We start from the raw sequence: 18,743 nt of genomic DNA on the forward strand, positions 1-18,743 counted from the left end.
CGAGAACGGAACCCCATGGCCCGCACCATCGTCGAGCGCGAGCTCACCGCCCCCGTCGCCCTCTGCGGGCCCGACGGCCGCCTGAACCGCGACGCCGTCGGCTGGACCCGCACGCCGCTGCACGACACCTCGGGCATCGACGGCCGCCGCGTGTGGGGCCGCAACAAGCGCTGGGAGTACTGGGCGATCACGACGCCGACCCACCTCATCGCGCTGACCGTGTCGTCGATCGACTACGCGGCGGTGCACGCGATCCTCGTGCACGACCGCCGCGACGGCTCGACGATCGACCGTTCGGCGATCTCGCCGCTCGGCTCGAGCGCGACCCTGCCCGCCTCGCTCGGCGACGGGCCGGCGCGGGCCCGCACGTCGTCCATCCAGATCGACATCGAGGAGCTCGACGGCCCGGTCTCCTCGTCGTGGCCCGACGGCACGGCCACCCGGCTCCGCGGCAGCGCGCAGGGCGTGCGCCTCGAGATCGATGCGCACCGCCCCGCCGGGCACGAGAGCCTCGGCGTCGTCGTGCCCTGGTCGGACCGTCGGTTCCAGTACACGATGAAGGATGTCGCGCGCCCCGCGAGCGGGTGGCTCGAGGTCGGCGGCGACGGCGACCGTCCGGTCGAGCGCATCGAGCTGCCCGAGGGTGAGAGCTGGGCGGTGCTCGACCACGGCCGCGGACGCTGGCCCTACAAGATGGTCTGGAACTGGGGCGCCGCCTCGGGCCGCGTCGACGGCCGTACGATCGGCCTGCAGCTCGGCGGCAAGTGGACCGACGGCACCGGCTCGACCGAGAACGCCGTCGTCGTCGACGGCCGGCTGCACAAGATCGGCGACGAGCTCGACTGGGAGTACGACGTCGACGACTGGCTCGCACCGTGGCGCATCCATGGCGAGCACGTCGAGCTGCGGTTCGAGCCGTTCTGGGATCGGGTGAGCGCGACCGAGCTCGTCGTGTTCGGCTCGCACGGGCACCAGTGCTTCGGGCACTACTCGGGCTGGGTCGACGCCGGCGGCGAGCGCGTCGAGATCACCGGCCTGCTCGGCTGGGCCGAGGACGTCAGGAACCGCTGGTGACCGGGCCGGACGAGGCGGGCCGCGCGGGCCGCCCCGGCCATCCGGGCCGTCCGGGCCACCGTTCAGCCGGCCCGACGCTGCGGGATGTCGCGGCGATCGCCGGGGTCTCCTACCGCACCGTGTCGAACGTCATCAACGGGCGGGTACCCGTCAGCGGGCCGACGCGCGAGCGGGTCGAGGCCGCGATCGCCGAACTCGGCTACCGGCCGCAGCTCGCCGCGCGCCAGCTGCGGGCAGGGCGCAGTAACTTGATCACCCTCTCGGTGCCGTTCCTCTCGCTGCCGTACTTCGCCCAGCTCGCGCACGCGGTCGTCGGCGCGGCCGAGCGGGTCGGCTACGACGTCGTGGTCGACGAGACGCACGGCGATCCCGAACGCGAACTGCGCGCGGCCGCCGGATTCCAGACCCTCCTCACCGACGGCATCCTGCTGAGCCCCATGTCGCTCGACGACGCGGGGCTCGTCGCCGCGCGCGGGCGCACGCCGCTCGTCGTCCTCGGCGAGCGCATCCGCGCCGCCCGCGTCGATCGCGTCGTCGTCGACAGCGTCACCTCGTCACGGGATGCCGCGGCCCACCTGATCGCGTCGGGCCGCCGCACGCTCGGCTTCCTCGGCACGGTTCCGGATGCCTCGATCGGCGCCGCGGCCGCCGACCTCCGGCTCGAGGGCTTCCGATCTGCGCTGCGCGCGGCGGGGCTCGAGGCGAAGCCGCAGCACGTCCTCGAGGTGTCCCCCTGGGACCCGGCGTCGCCCGACGGCGACTACTCGCGCGAGGAGGGGTACGCCCGGGTGCGGGCGCTGCTCGCTGACGGCCGCAGCGGCTCGGACCCGCTCGACGGCCTCGACGGGCTCGTCTGCGCGAACGACCTGCTCGCGATCGGTGCGCTGCGCGCCTTCCGTGAAGCGGGGGTCGAGGTTCCCCGCGAGGTCTCGGTGGTCGGCTGGGACGACTCCCCCGAGTCGGCGTTCACCGCACCGTCGCTCACGAGCGTCGCCCCCGATCTCACCGAGCTCGCACGGCTCGCCGTGGCATCCCTGCTGCGCCTCGTCGACGACCCGCACTCGCCGCCGCGCGTCGAACAGGCGCCGTACCGGCTCGTCGTGCGCGAGTCGGCGCCGTAGCGAGCATCCGGCCCGATGGATCAGCTCTTCGACGTAGTGTAGAAAGATGCCCCGCGCGACGCTCGCCCTCCGCCTGCTGCTGCCCGCGTTCCTCATCGGAGCGATCGTCGCGATCTCGTTCCTCGAGGCGCCGCTGAAGTTCCAGGCGCCGGGCATCACCATCCCGCTCGGGCTCGGCATCGGCCGCCTCGTCTTCACCGCGCTCAACGTGCTGACGGGCGTCGCGCTCGCGGTGCTCACCCTCGTGAGCCTCCGCCGACCGCGCGCCGGGCGCGCGCCGCTCGTCCTCCTCGTCTCGATCTGGCTCGTCTACCTCGTCGAGATCGCCGTCATCCGCCCGGTGCTCAACCGGCGCAGCGACCTCGTCATCGCGGGCGCCGAGGCGCCCGGCACCGACTGGGCGCACTACGCCTACATCGCGGCGGATGTCACGGTGCTGGCGCTCCTCGTCGCACTCGTCGTCGTGACAGCGCGCGAGGTGCTGCCCGTGCGTGAGGAGCTTGCCGCACGCGAGGTGCCCTCGGCGGGCTGAATCGCTGCGCCTTCAGAAGCGACGGCGCCGCAAGCGGCCGCAGTATTCAGGACGAGCCGGAAGACAGGGGCCGGTGAGCGGCCTGTCGGACCGCTCGTCCTGAAAACTGCGGGCGAATGCGGGTGGTCGCTGCCGTCACCGCGAATGCTCCGGCACCCAGCCGTGATCGCGGCGCGAACGACGGCCTCGGGCCCCGTTCATCTCCCGGCCACGCGCCCGCTATGTCGCGCTCCTACGGTTGCGTCCCGTCAGACCCACCCTGAAAGGACCAGCTGCATGGCTTCCGCCTCCCTGCCGGCGAGACGAGCGCTCATCTCGCTCGTCGGCGCCGGTGTCGCACTCACCGCCTTCCTGTACGTGCCGCCGGCGCACGCGGCCGGGGCCTCGCTGAGCCTCGACGTGACGACCATCGCCGCCGACGAGACGGTCGAGATCACCTTCGACGCGGGCGAGGCCGTGCACGACGACAACTGGATCGGCATCTACCGCGACGGCGTGATGCCCGGCGGGCCGGCCTCGCTCGACTGGCGCTACGTGCCCGAGCCGAGCGGCGCGGTCTCGTGGGGGCCGTCCGCACGCGACGGCTGGACGCACAACACCGCGACCATGGGCGCGGGCGACTACGACGTCTACCTGCTCGAAGACGACGGCTACGGCGTGCTCGCGGGTCCGATCGACCTCACCGTGACCGGAGCTCCGACCGAGCCGACGACGCCCCCGGCCGAGCCGAAGCCCGAGGTCGACGGGGTGAGCGAGCTCGACGTGCTCGCGTTCAACGTCTGGCACGGCGGCACGCAGATTCCGAACGGCGCGCAGGAGATCGCGGACATCATCCGCGAGACCGATGCCGACGTCACGTTCATGCCCGAGGTCGGGCAGGCGCCCGCGCAGGTCGCCGAACTGCTCGGCTACGAGCACCTCATCGCGACCGACACCGGCATCGTGTCGCGCTACCCGATCGTCTCGAGCGACACGATCGACCGCTGGTGGACGAAGGCCGTGATCGACGTCAACGGCACCGAGGTCGTCGTCTACGGCGGCCACCTGGAGTACCGCTGGTACACGACCTATCTGCCGCGCGGCTACGGCGGCGAGATCCACGGCGACTGGCCGGCCGGCTGGAACACCTGGAACAAGCTGGATGCCCCGGTGACCGATGTGGAGCAGATCCTCGCCGCCAACCTCCAGTCGGGGCGGCCGGCGACCGCGGCCGCGCTCGTCGACGACATCGCGGCCGAGCGCGAGGCAGGCCGGATCGCGATCGTGGGCGGCGACTTCAACGAGCCGTCGGCGCAGGACTGGACCGCGGCGACGGCCGACCTCCAGGACCACAACGGGGTCGTGATCCCGTGGCAGACGACGCAGACCCTGCTCGACGGCGGCCTCGTCGACGCATACCGCGAGGTGCACCCCGACCCGGTCGCGAACCCCGGCATCACGTGGCCGTCCGACAACGAGCGCTTCCCGACGTCGTCGCTGACCTGGGCGCCGGAGGCCGATGAGCGCGACCGCATCGACTACATCTTCGCGACCCCCGACGAGCGCCTCGCGATCGACGATGCGGCGGTCGTCGGCCCGCAGTCGAGCATCGTGCGCAACGAGCGGGTCGTCGACGACAGCGCCGACGAGATCCTCACGCCCGACGCGGTGTGGCCGAGCGACCACAAAGCGGTGCTCGCCGAGTTCCGCATCTGCGACGAGGGCTGCGGCACGCCGGAACCGGCGACGCCGGCCATCGAGCTCGGCGCTGGCTCCGTGGCCGCGGGCGCGACGGTCGACGTCTCGGGCAGCGGCTTCGGGCCGGCGGCCGAGCTGCGCGTCGAACTGCACTCGACCCCGGTGGTGCTCGGCACGGCGACGGCCGACGAGGCCGGTGCGTTCCGCTCCACGATGACGATTCCCGCCGACACCGCGCCGGGAGCGCACACGCTGGTCGTGATCGGTGCCGACGGCGCCGAGGCCTCTGCGGCACTCACCGTGACCGCCGCAGCCGACGGCGGCGGTGAGACCCCCGGCGACTTGAACGGCACGCCCGGTGAGGGCGACACCGACCCCGGCGCTGAATCCGGCGCGGGCTCGGAGTCGGGCAGCCTCGCCAGCACCGGCGCCGACGTCATCCCCTTTGCGATCGGGGGCGCCGTCCTGCTGGGCCTCGGCGTCGTACTGATGGTCGCGCGGCGTCGCCGCCGCAACCAGGCCGAGTAGGCCGCCGAAGTCGAGACGCCGGCATGGGATGACCTCCATGCCGGCGTCTCGCGCTGCCCTGCAGAAACACAAAAAGCCCGGAACTTTCGTTCCGGGCTTCTGGTAGCGAGGGCGGGACTCGAACCCGCGACACCACGATTATGAGCCGTGTGCTCTAACCACCTGAGCTACCCCGCCGCGAGGCTACCGGCCGATGCTTCGGCCGAGAACCAGAGCCCCGAGTCAGGATTGAACTGACGACCCCTTCCTTACCATGGAAGTGCTCTACCACTGAGCTATCGGGGCGTGTGCCGCATTCGGCAACCGTACGAGGATATCACCTCTCAGAGGGTGCTTCGTACCACCGCCGCGAGCACGCCGGCACGCGCCGTCATCGGCCCGACGAGAGCATGGAACCGCGGAGCACGGACCTGCCGAGCACGACGCCTCGACGCGTCACCACGCCGGTGCGGTGACGCCGGGCAGCAGCCACGCCCCGAACGCGGGCCCGTCGGCGATCGCGGTCACAACGCCGGCCGACGGCGCATCGGATGCCTCGAGCCGCCCCTCTCCGAACGCGACGAGCGGCTCGCCGAGCGCGACGGGCAGTTCGACCGCCGCCGCCGAGCGTGCGGCCACGACGAGCACCGATTCCTCCTCCGACTCCCGCACGAACGCGACGAGCTCGTCGGTGACCGCGAGCCAGCGGATGCCGCCGGTCGCGAGCACCTCGTGCGAGCGCCGCAGCTCGACGAGCCGGCGGTACGCATCGAGCACGGGCGCGACCGAGGCATCCTGTTCGGTGCCCCAGGGCATCGGCGTGCGCGAGGCCTCGCCGTCCTCGCCGGTGAGGCCGAACTCGTCGCCGGCCCACACCACGGGGATGCCGGGCATCGTCACGGCGAGACCGAAGCCGACCGGCACGGTGCCGGGGCGCGCGTTCGTCGCGAAGCGCGGGGTGTCGTGCGTGTCGAGGGCGTTCATGCCGCCGAGGCGGGTGCGCCACGGGTAGCCCGCGGCGAAGCGCAGGTGCGCGTCGACGAACTGGCGGCCGGTGAACACGGGCACCTGCGCGAGCGCGAAGCCGATGCCGCCGGCGGCGGGGCTGCCGGGCGCCTGCAGCCAGCTCCAGAGCGGGCGGGTGAAGGGGGTGTAGCTCATCGCCCCGTGCCACGCGTCGCCCTGGAAGTCTCCGGCGCCGTCGTTCGTCGATTCGCCGAGCAGGATCGTGTCGGGGTTCACCGCGAGCATCGTGCGGCGGATCGCGCGGCGCACCTCGGCGTTCAGGTCGACGCCGCCGAGGCGGCCCGTCATGTTCGCGACGTCGATGCGCCAACCGTCGAGCCCGAAGGGTGCCCGCAGGTACTTCGCGACGATCGAGTCGGGGCCGTCCACGAAGCGGCGGCGCAGCTCCTGCGACGACCAATCGAACTTCGGCAGGCTCGGCACGCCGAGCCACGACTCGTACCCGTTGGGCGCCGCGTCGTCGAAGTAGTAGAAGTCGCGCTCGGCCGACGCCGGGTCGGCCTGCGCGGTGCGGAACCACTCGTGCGCGTCGCCCGAGTGGTTCGAGGTCAGGTCGCCGATGACGCGGATGCCACGGGCGTGCGCCGCCTCGACGAGTCGCACCAGCGCGTCGTCGCCACCGAGCAGCTCGTCGACGTGGTCGAAGGTCGACGCGTCGTAGCGGTGGTTCGACCGCGCCGGGAACACCGGCGTGAGGTACAGCAGGTTGACGCCGAGACCCGACAGGTGGTCGAGATTCTCGCGCACCCCGTCGAGGTCGCCCCCGAAGAACTGTGCCGAACACCCGGGCGGCACGGGGTCGAGCGCATCGCCCCACTGCGCCGGGATCGCCCACTCGGGCGTCTCGCGCTCGTCGGCCGCCGCCGAGCGCGCGAAGCGGTCGGGGAACACCTGGTACAGCACGCTGCCCGAGACCCACTCGGGCACCGGCTCGTGCGCGACGAGCTTGAAGTCGTCGCGGTCGCGCGTCTCGATGCCAGAGAGCCCCACCTGGTTCAGCCAGTGCTGCCGTCCGTCGACGCCGACGAGCAGCCATCGGTAGCCGTGCACGGGGTTCTCGACCTCGACGCGCGCCTCCCACCAGCTCCAGCCGCCCTCCCCCGTCGCCACGCGCACCGCCTCGTCGAAGCGCGGCTCGCGATTCGGGTTCGAGCGCGTGCCGACCCAGGCGAGGGGGCCGAAGGCCTCGGGCACCCGCAGCCGCACGCGCACGGTCTCGCCGAGGGCGGGGCTCTGCGTCGAGACGTGTAGGGGCGATCCGTCGTGGTGGGGGGTCAGCATGGGGTCATCCTCTCGTGGGGCGGTGACACCGCGGCGCGCTGGCGCGTCACGGCGCTGATGCAGAATGGAGCGTCGCCAGCGACCGCGACGCGAAGGGAGTGAGGGTGGCCACCGGATTCGAGCTGATCGAACGCGACGGCGGGCTCGCCGCCTTCGCCGCTGCCAACGGCTGGGCCCACCGCGCGGTCGGCGACCCGCCGGCGCTCGGCGACGGCCTCTGGGAGCAGGTGTCGAACGGCACGGCGCACGACCAGGTCATCGCCGACGGCTGGCAGACGGGGCACCTGCGCGGCGGCACCCGCAGCGCCGAATCGGTGCGCTTCACGAAGTCGGGCGTGAAGGTGACGACGCGCGTGCGGTCGAGCACGTCGCTGAGCGGCATCGACGTCGGCTATCTCGCGATCGAGCTGCCGCGGTACCTGCCGAACCTGATCCTCGACGCCGGCCGAAACGACGGCCTGTTCGGGTCGAGCCTCGCGCGTCCGCCGAAGGAGAACCAGCGGCTCTCGCTCGAGGGCGACTTCGACCGGCACTTCCGCCTGTACGTGCCGAAGGGCTACGAGCGCGACGCGCTCTACGTCTTCACGCCCGACTTGATGGCCCTGCTGATCGACGAGACCGGCGACCTCGACGTCGAGGTGCGCGACGACCTGTTGATCGTGATGAGGCCGGGCGGGTTCGCGTGGGCCGAGCGCACGACCTGGGAGCGATTCGACCGTATCCGCGCGGTCGTCGGTGCGAAGTTCCACGATCGCACCGACCTGTACGTCGACGAGCGGGTGCCGGGTGCCGAGACGCCGGCCTCGCGCCTCGCGGCCGCCGCAGCCGGCGCTCCCGGTGAGATCGGCGCGCCCGGCGTCGCCTCGCCGAACACGGTCGCCCCCGCCGGCCGGCGCCTCCGCCGCAAGATGGACCGCGCGACCGCGATCGGCATCGGCTTCGGCATCGGCGGTGTGGTGATCGCGATCGCCGCGGTCGTCGGCCTCGGCATCGGTCACGAGCTCGGCTACTACTGACGGGCCGAACGGCGACGGCCACGAGGCATCCACCTCGCTTCGACAGGATGAGCCGGCCGGCACCTCGCATGCGGCGGGTGCCGGCCGGCTCATCCTGTCCACGAAGCTCTCCAGGCGCGCGCCCTACTTGACCGCGCCGGCGGTGAGCCCGCCGACGATGTACTTCTGCAGGAAGAGGAACAGCGCGACGACCGGCAGCGCCGACATCACGGCCCCGGCCGAGAAGGCGCTCCAGTCGGCGTAGCGGGGGTTCGACACGAGCTTCGTGAGGCCGACGGCGAGCGTCTGCTTCTCGGTGTCGATGAGCAGCACGGATGCCACGACGAACTCGTTCACCGAGGCGATGAACGACAGCAGCGCGACCACCGCGAGGATCGGGGCGACGAGCCGCAGGATGATCGTGAAGAAGATGCGCGCGTGGCCTGCGCCGTCGATCTTGGCGGCCTCATCGATCGACGCGGGCACGGTGTTGAAGAAGCCGTACATGAGGTACGTGTTCACGCCGAGCGCGCCGCCGAGGTAGACCATGATCAGGCCGAGGTGGGTGTTCAGGCCGATCGCCGGGAACAGGTCGCCGATGGTCGACATGAGCAGGAAGATCGCGACCACGGCCAGCAGCTGCGGGAACATCTGCACCACGACGATCGAGATGAGCCCGAACCGGCGGCCCGTGAACCGCATGCGCGAGAACGAGTACGCGGCGAGCGCCCCGAGGAACACGGTGCACACCGCGGTCGTGCCGGCGATGACCATCGTGTTCGCGAACCACGTCGCGAACGGCACCTGCGGGTCGGAGAGGATCCGCACGTAGCTGTCGAGCCCGATCTTCGAGAACAACGCGTTCGAGCCGGTCAGCGTGCCGTTGGGGTTCAGCGACGACGAGATCACGAAGACGATCGGGAACAGCGAGAACACGACCATCACGACGCCGACGATGTGCCGCCAGCCCGTCGCCGCGAACCAGCGGCCGAAGTTGAACGGGCGCTTCGGCAGCACGATCGGCGCGTCGCCCAGCGAGGAATGGGCCCGCGTCGAGGCATCCGTCATCTCTTCGATCTCGCCGGCGGCGAGACTCACGCCCGTGCCGGGCACCACCTTGCGAGCGGCCATCAGTTCAGCTCCTCGAGGCTCTTGGTACGGCGGAAGGCGATGATCGAGATCACCGCGACCACGATGAAGATGATGATCGAGTAGGCGCTCGCGAGACCGTAGTCACGCGTCTGGCCGGTGAACGCCACCTTGTAGACCATCGTGATCAGGATGTCGGTGAACCCGACCGGGATCGGCGCGTTCGCGTCGCGCGGCCCGCCGTCGGTGAGCATGTAGATCGTGTTGAAGTTGTTGAAGTTGAACGCGAACGACGCGATGAGCAGCGGCGCCACGGTGACGAGCAGCAGCGGCAGCTTGATCAGTCGGAAGATCGCCCACGGCTTCGCGCCGTCGACCTTCGCCGCCTCCTGGATGTCGTCGGGGATCGACTGCAGCGCGCCCATGCACACGAGGAACATGTAGGGGAAGCCGAGCCAGAGGTTCACGATGAGGATCGAGACCTTCGCGAGGAGCGGATCGGTGAGCCACGGTATGGATGCCCCGCCGAGCAGCACCTGGTTGATGAAGCCGAAGCTCTCGTTCATCATGCCCGCCCAGACGAGCGCCGAGAGGAACGACGGGATCGCGTAGGGCAGGATCATCAGCACGCGGTAGATCTTGCGGCCCCGCATGCGCATGTCGTTGAAGACGATCGCGAGGAAGAGGCCGAGGAAGAAGGTCGACGCGACCGAGATGATCGCGAACGCGAAGGTCCAGGCGGTCACATACAGCAGGGGGCCCGCGAGTCGCGTGTCGGTGACGGCGCGAACGAAGTTGTCGAAGCCGACCGTGATCTGCCAGCCGGGCAGCAACTGCTCGCCGTCCTCGGCGGTGAACGCCCCGACGCCGGTGTCGGAGTAGACCGTGCCTGTCGTGAGGTCGGTCATGGTGCCGGCGGCCTCGTCGTACTCGAGCGTCGAGACGTAGAGGTAGCCGGTCGAGCCGTCGGGCGTGCGGATCGCGCCGTCGTTCGGGTCGTCGGAGGCGGGCACCGCGAGCGCGGTGACCTCGTCGGTGCGCTCGAGCACGTCGGCGAACTGCAGCGTGTTCCAGCCGTCGGCCGAGACGGCGACGTCGCCGTCGAACTCGGCCCCGGATGCCTCGGTGAGCGGCTCTTCGTTGGTGCCGACGAGGGCGTCGCCCTCGGGGTCGGTGACGAGCAGGCCCAGCTCGCCGCCGCGCTCGACGACGGTGACGGGGTAGGCGGGCGAGTCCTCGACCCGCTCGAGCGAGGAGGCCATGAGCGAGGAGACGGCCTGCTCCTTCGAGCCGTTGTGGCCCGTGCCGTAGTTCGTGAAGGCGATGTACCCGGTGTAGAGGAGCACGAAGACCTGGAACACGACGAGGAAGATCACCCCGGGCGTGAGGTACTTCGCGGGGAGCTTGCGGCGCGAGAAGTAGATCCAGTTCACGAGCGCCGTCACGGCGGCGACGATGACGAGCACCACCCACTGCTCGTGCAGCGCGAGCACGAACACGGCGTACAGTGCGAGTGCGTCGACGAGGCCGAGCGCCAGCAGCTTGACCAGCAGCACCTTGATGCCGCCGGAGGCCTGTTCGGCGATGCCCGCAGCGCGACGCTGCTGCTTCGTCTGCTTCGGCGGTGCGTCCTCTCGGACGTCCTCCTCGATCACGGTGCCCATGTGCCTGTCTCTCTCATCGTCGTCGCTCGGTGATGCAACGGTGGTCGAGCCGCGAGCGAAGCGAACGCACCGGGACCCGTCGCCGGGCCCCGATACGTTCCTTCGTCGCTACTCGACCACCGGAGGGATCAACCTGCGTCGATCGCGGCCTGCACGTCGGCGGCGAGCTTCTGCCACGTGGCGACCGGGTCGGCACCGTTGATGATGGCGGCCTCGGCGATGCCCCAGTACTGCCACACCTTGCCCATGGCGGGGATGGCCGGCATCGGCACGGCGTCGGCGCCGACGGCGGCGAAGCCCTCGATGATCGGGTCGCTCGAGGCGGTCTCGGCGGCGGCCGAGTTCGCGGGGAGGATGTTGCCGGCCTCGAACAGCTCGAGCTGCGTCTCTTCGCTGCCCAGGTAGTTCACGAGGAAGTCGTTCGCGGCGACCTTGTTCTTCGACTCGGCCGAGACGAAGAAGCCCTTGACGCCGGCGAACGGCTGGGTGGCCTCACCGGTGGGGCTCGGGGTCGGGTCGATCGCGACGTTGATGCCGGCGTCGACCGCCGCGCCGACGTTCCACGGGCCGGTCAGCCAGAAGGCCGACTTGCCGGTGAGGAAGCTGTCCTTCGCGATGTCGCCGTCGATGTCGGTGTTGAACGCCTTGGTGCCGTTCTTGCCCTGCGTGCCGAGCCAGGTGGCGAAGGCCTCGCCGCCGGCGTTGCCGAGCTGGAGGTCGTCGGCGTTGTAGCCGTTCTCGTCGCTGCCGAAGACGGGGGCGCCGAACGCGGTCTGGAAGGGGTAGAGGTGGTACGGGTTGCCCTCGGCGCCCTGCTCGACGACGAACGGCTGCGTGAGGCCGGCCGCGGTGCCCTTGGCGAGCATGTCGTCGAAGCTCGTGGCGGCCTCGGGGACGAGGTCGGCGTTGCGGAGCACTGCGATGTTCTCGACCGCGTAGGGGAGCATGTAGGTCGTGCCGTCGTAGGTCGACGCGTCGACGGCCACCTTGAGGTAGTCGGCGGCCGAGTCGCCGAGCTCGATCGGGGCGACGACGCCGTTGGTCGAGAGCTCGCCGAGCCAGTCGTGGGCGCCCATGGTGATGTCGGGGCCCTTGCCCGTCGGCACCTGCTGGATGAAGTCGTCCTTGATGTCGGCGTTGTCCTTGCCGACGAGCTTGACCTCGACGCCGGTCTCGTCGGAGTAGGCCTTGGCCGCGCCCTTCAGCGCGTCGACGCGCTCGGCGTCGACCCAGACGGTCAGCGTGCTGCTCGCGCTCGACTCCGTGTCGGAGCTGCCATCGGCACCGGCGCAACCGGCGAGACCGAGCGTCGCGACGACCGCGACCGCACCGGCCGCAAGGAGGCTCTTCCTGTTCACCCTCATTGGTGTGTCCTTCTCAGTGTGCGTGAGATCGGCGCCTTCGCCTGGTGGCTCGAACTGCACACCGCCCGAAAGGCCGTTCTTCCCTGTGTCGCTCGCGATTGCAAGCGATTACAGGTATACCCTGCTTTCCCCTCAACGCCAAACCGGCCGAACTCTATCGATACCGGTTCGTGATGATCGAACATCCTGCGATTCCTGTAAGCGTTTCCACGGTGTATCAAGATGTCGTACAGTTTCCGTCATGACTTCCGAATGGTGGCGCACTGCCGCGATCTACCAGATCTACCCCCGCTCCTTCGCCGATGCGAACGGCGACGGCATGGGCGACCTGGCCGGCATCACGGCGCGCCTCGCCGACCTCGCCGAGCTCGGCATCGACGCGATCTGGCTCTCGCCGTTCTTCACCTCGCCCCAGAAGGACGCCGGCTACGACGTCGCCGACTACTGCGACGTCGACCCCCTCTTCGGTTCCCTCGCCGACTTCGACGCGATGGTCGAGGAGGCGCATGCCCGAGGCATCCGCGTCATCGTCGACCTCGTGCCGAACCACTCGAGCGACCAGCACGACTGGTTCCAGGCGGCCCTCGCGGCGCCCGCCGGCAGTGCCGAGCGCGCCCGCTACCTCTTCCGCGACGGTCGCGGCGAGAGCGGCGAGCTCCCCCCGAACAACTGGGAGTCGGTCTTCGGCGGCCCCGCCTGGACTCGCATCACCGAGCCCGACGGCACGCCCGGCCAGTGGTACTTGCACCTCTTCGACTCGTCGCAGCCCGACTTCGACTGGACCAACGAGGAAGTCCGCGAGGAGTTCCGACGCATCCTGCACTTCTGGCTCGACCGCGGGGTCGACGGGTTCAGGGTCGACGTCGCGCACGGCATGATCAAGGCCGACGGCCTGCCCGACTGGACCCCGCCCGCCGAGGGCGGCAGCATGGGCGGCGCGGCCGGCCTCGACGACGTGCCGCCCGTGCCCGCTCCCTACTGGGGACTCGACGGCGTGCACGAGATCTACCGCGACTGGCGCGCGCTGCTCGACACCTACCCGGGCGAGCGCATCCTCGCCGCCGAGGCGTGGGTCGACCCGCTCCCCCGCGTCGCGCAGTGGGTGCGCCCCGACGAGATGCACCAGGCCTTCAACTTCGCCTACCTCGAGACGCCGTGGGAGTCGGGCGCGCTCCGCCAGGTGATCGACGACTCGATCGCCGCCTTCGCGGCCGTCGGCGCCCCCTCGACCTGGGTGCTCTCCAACCACGACGTCGTGCGCCACGCCACCCGGCTCGCGCTCACCGAACCGAACCCGCAGGGCCACGGCGTCGGCCCGCGCACGCCCGGCCTCGGCGACCCCGGGACCGGCCTCCGCCGCGCCCGCGCCGCGACCGCCCTCATGCTCGCCCTGCCCGGCTCGGCCTACCTGTACCAGGGCGAGGAGCTCGGCCTGCCCGAGGTCATCGACCTGCAGGACGACGCCCGCCAGGACCCGACGTGGTTCCGCACGAACGGCGAGCGCTACGGTCGCGACGGATGCCGCGTGCCGCTGCCCTGGTCGGCCTCGGCCCCGTCGTACGGCTTCGGTCCCACGGATGCCGCGTGGCTCCCCCAGCCCGCATCGTGGGCGTCGTTCGCTCGCGATGTGCAGCGCGACGACCCAGCGTCGACGCTCTCGCTCTACCGGTCGCTCCTCGCCGGGCGCCGCACGCACGGCCTCGCCTCGGGCTCGCTCGAGTGGCTGTCGGGCGAGACCCCCGAGGTGCTGTCGTTCCGCAACGGCGACGTGGTCGTCGTGGCGAACACCGGGTCGGCTCCCGTGGCACTGCCGGCGGGCGAGGTGCTCCTCACGAGCGGCCCGCTCGACGAGGCATCCGCCCTGCCCGGCGACACCACCGTCTGGCTGCGCGCCGCCTAGCGGCCGCTGCCGCTGCCTCGAGGCGGGCTTGAGCAGGACCATCCGGCCAGCGCCCCCGTCTCGGGCCGTCCTGACCCGCTCATCCTGCTCAAGCCCCCCGGTCATGCCGCGCACACTCGCGCCAACACACGGCCGCTCATCCGCGAACAGGACCAGCCGGAGGGCCACCTCACCGGGCGTACCGACTCGCTCATCCTGTTCAAGGGGGTCGCAGGCGCTAGTGCGATGATCCGCGGCTGAACGCCCCGACCGGCGGAGCGTCATCATGCCGGTCGAGCCCGCGCAGCGCGACACCGATCCCGGACGAGGGCGCTGATCTTCCACCCCACCGGTGCTCCCCCCGCTCGACGAGCGCGAGAATGCCGCGGCTCGTCGTCGCCCACTCCTCCATGACCATGCGGTAACTCAACCGGAGCACCCGATAGCCCCGCATCGCGAGTTCGAAGTCGCGGCGGCGGTCGTTCTCGAACTCGGCGACGCCTGAGTGGAAGCGGGCGCCGTCGACCTCGACGACTAACCGGTCGCCCACGAGGAGGTCGACGCGGCCGACGCCAGGGATCGAGACCTGTGTGCGATGCCTGATGTTGTAGGCGCGCAGCAGTAGACGGACCCTCGTCTCGAGGCCGGACTCCGACCCGGCGGCGCACCGCGCGAGTGTCCGATGGAAGGCAGGACTCGCGACGGCTCGCACGTCATCGAGGCCGACCAGCCGTCGCGCGAGCGCCGAGTCGATCGTCGCGATCGCAGCTTCGGGTGTCGAGCAGCGCAGCATCTCGGCGAGTGCGAGCGCCAGGCCGTCCCGTCCGCTGACGGCCCGCGGGTCGGAGCGGTAGTGCACACAGACCCCCTCGCCCGCCGCATCGAGCGGCACCTGGGCACGACCGCACGTGCGGGCCCGCGGCGACTTCAGCCGGGAGGCCGTCCGAGGCACCCGCACGTGCAGCTGCGGGTCTTCTTGCACCCAGAGCCCCTCGATTCGGGCGACGGATGCCGCGGTCGCGGCCCCGCCCACGCGAACCGCGCGGACGACCTCGTCGGGTGCATCGGGAACCGAGTACCAGCCCCGTCGAAGGCGCACGACGGCTTCCTCGGCGACAGCGGCCTGGACCTGCTCGCGGCGCAGACCCGCGGCGTCGAGGCTGCGAAGCGGCACGGCGCCGCCGTGTCCGCGGATCCAGAGCGCGACATGTCTCGAGTCGTTCGACATGCGATGAGTCTTCGCGACGAGCGATGAGCCTCACGGTCAGCGGCGTGATCGGTGGAGAGCCGCAACGGTCACCCGCCCGGGGAGGAACGCCTGATCTGTCGCGCGCTCAGCGTGGCGCCGCATCGTCTCGCGGATCGACCAGCTTGAACAGGATCAGCCGGCGAGCTGCGTCGCAGAGCGGGGTACCGAACGGCTGATCCTGCTGACGGCGACACCGACGCCGAATCCGATGCACCGACACCGACTCACCGGCGACCGACGGCCGACCGCCGCGCCCGGTGCCCGCGCGAACCCGGTCAGTTCGTGTTGGCGTAGAGCCACTGGAGCGGGTCGACCCACTCGCCGTCCATGCCGCCGATTCGGATCTCGAAGTGCAGGTGGGGGCCGGTCGACATACCGGTGTTGCCGGTCTCGCCGATGACATCGCCGACCTCGACGGTGTCGCCGATCTCGAAGAGTCGCGAGCCCTCGATCATGTGGGCGTAGACGCTGACGATGGTCTGCCCGTCGATCTCGTGCTGGATCATGATGACGGTGCCGAGCGACCCGCCCGAGTCGGTCGACTCGACGACGACGCCGTCGGCGATCGACTGGATGTCGGCACCGTAGCCCGGGTTGAAGTCCTGGCCGTGGTGGTCGCTCGAGCAGCCCGCGCAGTCGCGGTAGCCGAACTGGTCGCCGATGTGCACGCCGACGGCGAACGGCCACTGCACCGTGCCCGCGGGGTTGTTCGTGAAGGTCGCCTCGGCGCGGATGCCCGCGGCCTCGGCGTACTCCTCGATGGTCTGGGTCTTGTACCCCTCGCTCTGCACGCCCTGGGCGAGCACGCCGTCGTTGATCTGCACGCGCTGACCGTCGATCGTGGTCGTCGACGCGCCCTCGAGGGCCAGGGCCTGCACCTCGGCGGGGGTGAGCAACGACAGCGACGGCACCGAGGTGGCGACGGCGAGCATCGCGGCGAAGCCCATGGCGACGACGCTGGCGATGCTGCGGGTGCGATTACGACGCTGGGCCGGCCGCGCCGGCTGCGAGGCGGATGCCGCGGGGCGGGCGCCGACCGCGGCCTGACGGCCGGTGGCGCGCGACGCGCCGGACGCACGGCGGGCGGATGCCGCGGGGTGCGACTCGGGGCCGTTGTCGCGCGGGCGGCGATCGGCGGTGAAGGCGTCGGCCTCGGCACCGGCGGCGGCGATCATCGCGGCGAGCTCGTCGCTCTGCCCGACGGCGCCGCGGGGGGCGAGGGGGATCTCGGTCGACGCGGCGAGCACGTCGGGCCGGGGAATCTGCACGACGACCGGCTCGGTACGCGGTCCGGCGGCGGCTCCGGCGATGAGCGAGGCGAAGTCGGCCGACGCGGTCGCCGCGGCGGCCGCGGTGGCGGCTCCGCCGGCGAGCGGAGCGGCGGAGGACGCGGGAGCTGCTGCAGCGGCAGGAGCAGCCGCGGAGGCGGCACCGCGGCGCACTCCGTGGACCTCGGGACGCGCCTTGGCGCCGAATCGGCCCTTGCCGGCCTTGGCCTGCTTCTCGGCCTTGCGATCGCCGCGGGCGCTGCGGTCGGCCCGGCCCGATCGGCGGCCGGTGTCGGCGAGGTCGTCGGCGTCGTCATCGCCGAGCCCGGCGAAGAGGTCGTCGAACCCGGCAGGCTCGGATGTCGCGGGCGCGGGCTGGGGCCTCACCGCGACGGGCCGCTCGGCGGGCTCGGCCGCGGCGGACATGACGGAGGCCGAGCGACGGGCGACCGGGTGGTCGATCGGCTCGGCCTCGATGGGCGTTGCGGGGGTGGAGCGGCGACGCGTCGGCTGGGCTTCGGCGACGTGAGACGAGGTCGGGGCGTTCACGCCCGAGAACAACTCGTCGAAGCTGGGATGGACCGGCCGCGAGGTCGCCGCGGGCTGAGCCGACGTGGCCGCGGGCTGAGCCGAGGCGTATCGCGCCGGCGCCGGCTGTGCGACCTGCGGCTGCACGGCAGTCTCGCTCGCGACGGCGGCGGTCGGTTGGGTCGGCCAGGCGGGCCGGCTCTGCGCCTGCGGCATCGGCGCGTGCGACTGCTGCTGCACCCACGGGGCCGGCGCCGCGGCATCCGCCCCGGTGAACTGCGCGGGGGCCTGAATGCCTTCGTTCGCCGACGCTGCCAGCCGTGCCGCCTCGGTCTCGCGTTCGCGCAGCTCACGACGGGTCAGGGGTCGCTCGGGCCGCACTTCAGCGCGGGTGCCTGGCGTTGATCCGTCGGGCACGAGGGGGGACTCGAGCACGTGTAGGGGGCTTTCGGCGTCGGGGGCGAGAGTTCGGTCGAAGGAGGTGCTCATCTCGGCGGCGCGCGACGAGATAACAGGTTGGTAAAGACTACCCGGAATCAGCGGTGAACGCCACGCGAAACCGCGGGATCCGTCGCGCGAACGGTCGAAGAACGGCCGTGTTCCGCGTCATCCCGGGCATCGCGGGTTTCAGGCTCCTGCTCCGGCGGCGGCGAGCGCGGCGACGAGCTCCTCGTAGAGGCCGGGCGCGGCGGCGACGACGAGTTCGTCGCTCTCGCGGCCGCCGCGCGCGCCGCCGACCAGCGCACCGGCCTCACGGGCGATGAGCGCACCGGCGGCGTGATCCCACGGCGCCAGTCCGCGCTCGTAGAAGGCATCGAGCCGACCGGCAGCAAGGGCGCACATCTCGAGTGCCGCCGAGCCGTTGCGTCGGACGTCGCGCACCTGCGGGAGCACCGCGAGCAGCACTTCGGCCTGCTCGCGCCGACGCTCGGCCGCGTACCCGAACCCGGTGCCGACCAGCGCGTGGCCGAGCGGCACACCGGTGTTGACCTGCAGCGCCTGCGATGCGCCGACCGCGCCCGCGCCCTCCCCCGCACGCAGCCGCGCTCCCCCGCCGGCGCTCGCCTCGAACACCTCGCCCGTCGACGCGTTCACGACGACGCCGACGAGGGCGTGCCAACTCGACGGCTCAGCGGGTCCCTCGACGACGGCGATGCTCACGGCCCAGCTCGGCAGCCCGTAGAGGAAGTTCACGGTGCCGTCGATCGGGTCGACGACCCAGGTGAGCGCGCTCGTGCCGATGCGCTCGGCGTCCTCCTCGCCGAGGATGCCGTCGTCTGGGCGCGCGGCGAGGATGCGCTCGCGGATGAGCGCCTCGGTGTCGCGATCGGTCGCCGTGACGATGTCGGTCGGCGTGGACTTGGTCGCGGCGACCTCGACGCCCGCGCGACGGGCCCGGGCCGCGAACTCCGCGGCCTGTACGGCGATGCCGCGCGCGAGCGCGAGCAGTTCAACGAGGTCCACGGATGCCACGTGCCCGGTCATGCCC

At 71.5% G+C, this 18,743-nt stretch carries 13 protein-coding genes and 2 tRNA genes; 6 read left to right on the forward strand and 9 right to left on the reverse strand.

All coding sequences use genetic code 11. The features are described 5' to 3' along the window. The first annotated feature begins 15 nt into the window (after positions 1-15). From ACFVTR_RS18115 to ACFVTR_RS18130, 4 genes are all read left to right on the forward strand, one after another. Positions 16-1,074, forward strand: a complete 1,059-nt coding sequence (locus tag ACFVTR_RS18115; RefSeq protein ID WP_387039592.1) for a DUF2804 domain-containing protein — start codon at positions 16-18, stop codon at positions 1,072-1,074. Then, on the forward strand, positions 1,071-2,195 hold the full coding sequence (locus ACFVTR_RS18120) for a LacI family DNA-binding transcriptional regulator (protein WP_387039594.1): 1,125 nt from the start codon (positions 1,071-1,073) through the stop codon (positions 2,193-2,195). The genes ACFVTR_RS18115 and ACFVTR_RS18120 overlap by 4 nt, the downstream gene beginning before the upstream one ends. A gap of 46 nt (positions 2,196-2,241) precedes the next feature. Beyond that, complete coding sequence (locus tag ACFVTR_RS18125; protein WP_387039595.1) at positions 2,242-2,727, forward strand: hypothetical protein; 486 nt, start codon at positions 2,242-2,244, stop codon at positions 2,725-2,727. Positions 2,728-3,003: 276 nt separating this feature from the next. After that, positions 3,004-4,932: an endonuclease/exonuclease/phosphatase family protein gene (locus tag ACFVTR_RS18130; protein ID WP_387039597.1), complete on the forward strand. Its 1,929-nt coding sequence runs from the start codon at positions 3,004-3,006 to the stop codon at positions 4,930-4,932. A 100-nt stretch (positions 4,933-5,032) separates the two neighbouring features. Here the strand turns inward: ACFVTR_RS18130 and ACFVTR_RS18135 are convergent. The 3 genes from ACFVTR_RS18135 to ACFVTR_RS18145 form a co-directional block, all read right to left on the reverse strand. Next, positions 5,033-5,109 (reverse strand) — tRNA-Met (locus ACFVTR_RS18135). A 36-nt stretch (positions 5,110-5,145) separates the two neighbouring features. Next, positions 5,146-5,217: transfer RNA gene (locus tag ACFVTR_RS18140), tRNA-Thr, on the reverse strand. A gap of 150 nt (positions 5,218-5,367) precedes the next feature. Beyond that, positions 5,368-7,218: a glycoside hydrolase family 13 protein gene (locus ACFVTR_RS18145; RefSeq protein ID WP_387039599.1), complete on the reverse strand. Its 1,851-nt coding sequence runs from the start codon at positions 7,216-7,218 to the stop codon at positions 5,368-5,370. Between the two features lie 104 nt (positions 7,219-7,322). Between ACFVTR_RS18145 and ACFVTR_RS18150 the strand changes: the two genes are divergently transcribed. Beyond that, complete coding sequence (locus ACFVTR_RS18150; RefSeq protein WP_387039601.1) at positions 7,323-8,234, forward strand: hypothetical protein; 912 nt, start codon at positions 7,323-7,325, stop codon at positions 8,232-8,234. A 123-nt stretch (positions 8,235-8,357) separates the two neighbouring features. On the opposite strand, the gene ACFVTR_RS18155 is transcribed toward ACFVTR_RS18150, so the two are convergent. The 3 genes from ACFVTR_RS18155 to ACFVTR_RS18165 form a co-directional block, all read right to left on the reverse strand. Beyond that, complete coding sequence (locus tag ACFVTR_RS18155; RefSeq protein WP_387039757.1) at positions 8,358-9,281, reverse strand: sugar ABC transporter permease; 924 nt, start codon at positions 9,279-9,281, stop codon at positions 8,358-8,360. 62 nt (positions 9,282-9,343) lie between these two features. Beyond that, a complete protein-coding gene (locus tag ACFVTR_RS18160; RefSeq protein WP_387039602.1) occupies positions 9,344-10,966 on the reverse strand; it encodes an ABC transporter permease subunit in 1,623 nt (540 codons plus the stop codon). Positions 10,967-11,094: 128 nt separating this feature from the next. After that, on the reverse strand, positions 11,095-12,330 hold the full coding sequence (locus tag ACFVTR_RS18165) for an extracellular solute-binding protein (RefSeq protein WP_387039604.1): 1,236 nt from the start codon (positions 12,328-12,330) through the stop codon (positions 11,095-11,097). 241 nt (positions 12,331-12,571) lie between these two features. Between ACFVTR_RS18165 and ACFVTR_RS18170 the strand changes: the two genes are divergently transcribed. Continuing rightward, positions 12,572-14,230: a glycoside hydrolase family 13 protein gene (locus ACFVTR_RS18170; protein WP_387039606.1), complete on the forward strand. Its 1,659-nt coding sequence runs from the start codon at positions 12,572-12,574 to the stop codon at positions 14,228-14,230. Between the two features lie 217 nt (positions 14,231-14,447). Here ACFVTR_RS18170 and ACFVTR_RS18175 read toward each other — a convergent pair whose 3' ends face one another. The 3 genes from ACFVTR_RS18175 to ACFVTR_RS18185 all read right to left on the reverse strand — a co-directional run bounded on the left by ACFVTR_RS18175 (position 14,448) and on the right by ACFVTR_RS18185 (position 18,739). Next, positions 14,448-15,437 carry an endonuclease domain-containing protein gene (locus tag ACFVTR_RS18175; protein WP_387039607.1) on the reverse strand — a complete coding sequence of 330 codons (990 nt, stop codon included), beginning with the start codon at positions 15,435-15,437 and terminating at the stop codon, positions 14,448-14,450. 296 nt (positions 15,438-15,733) lie between these two features. Next, positions 15,734-17,689 carry a peptidoglycan DD-metalloendopeptidase family protein gene (locus ACFVTR_RS18180; RefSeq protein WP_387039608.1) on the reverse strand — a complete coding sequence of 652 codons (1,956 nt, stop codon included), beginning with the start codon at positions 17,687-17,689 and terminating at the stop codon, positions 15,734-15,736. A 192-nt stretch (positions 17,690-17,881) separates the two neighbouring features. After that, positions 17,882-18,739 carry an inositol monophosphatase family protein gene (locus ACFVTR_RS18185; protein WP_387039610.1) on the reverse strand — a complete coding sequence of 286 codons (858 nt, stop codon included), beginning with the start codon at positions 18,737-18,739 and terminating at the stop codon, positions 17,882-17,884. Positions 18,740-18,743 lie beyond the last annotated feature (4 nt).

The organism is Agromyces sp. NPDC058126, from assembly GCF_042884595.1.
Taxonomy (GTDB): domain Bacteria; phylum Actinomycetota; class Actinomycetes; order Actinomycetales; family Microbacteriaceae; genus Agromyces.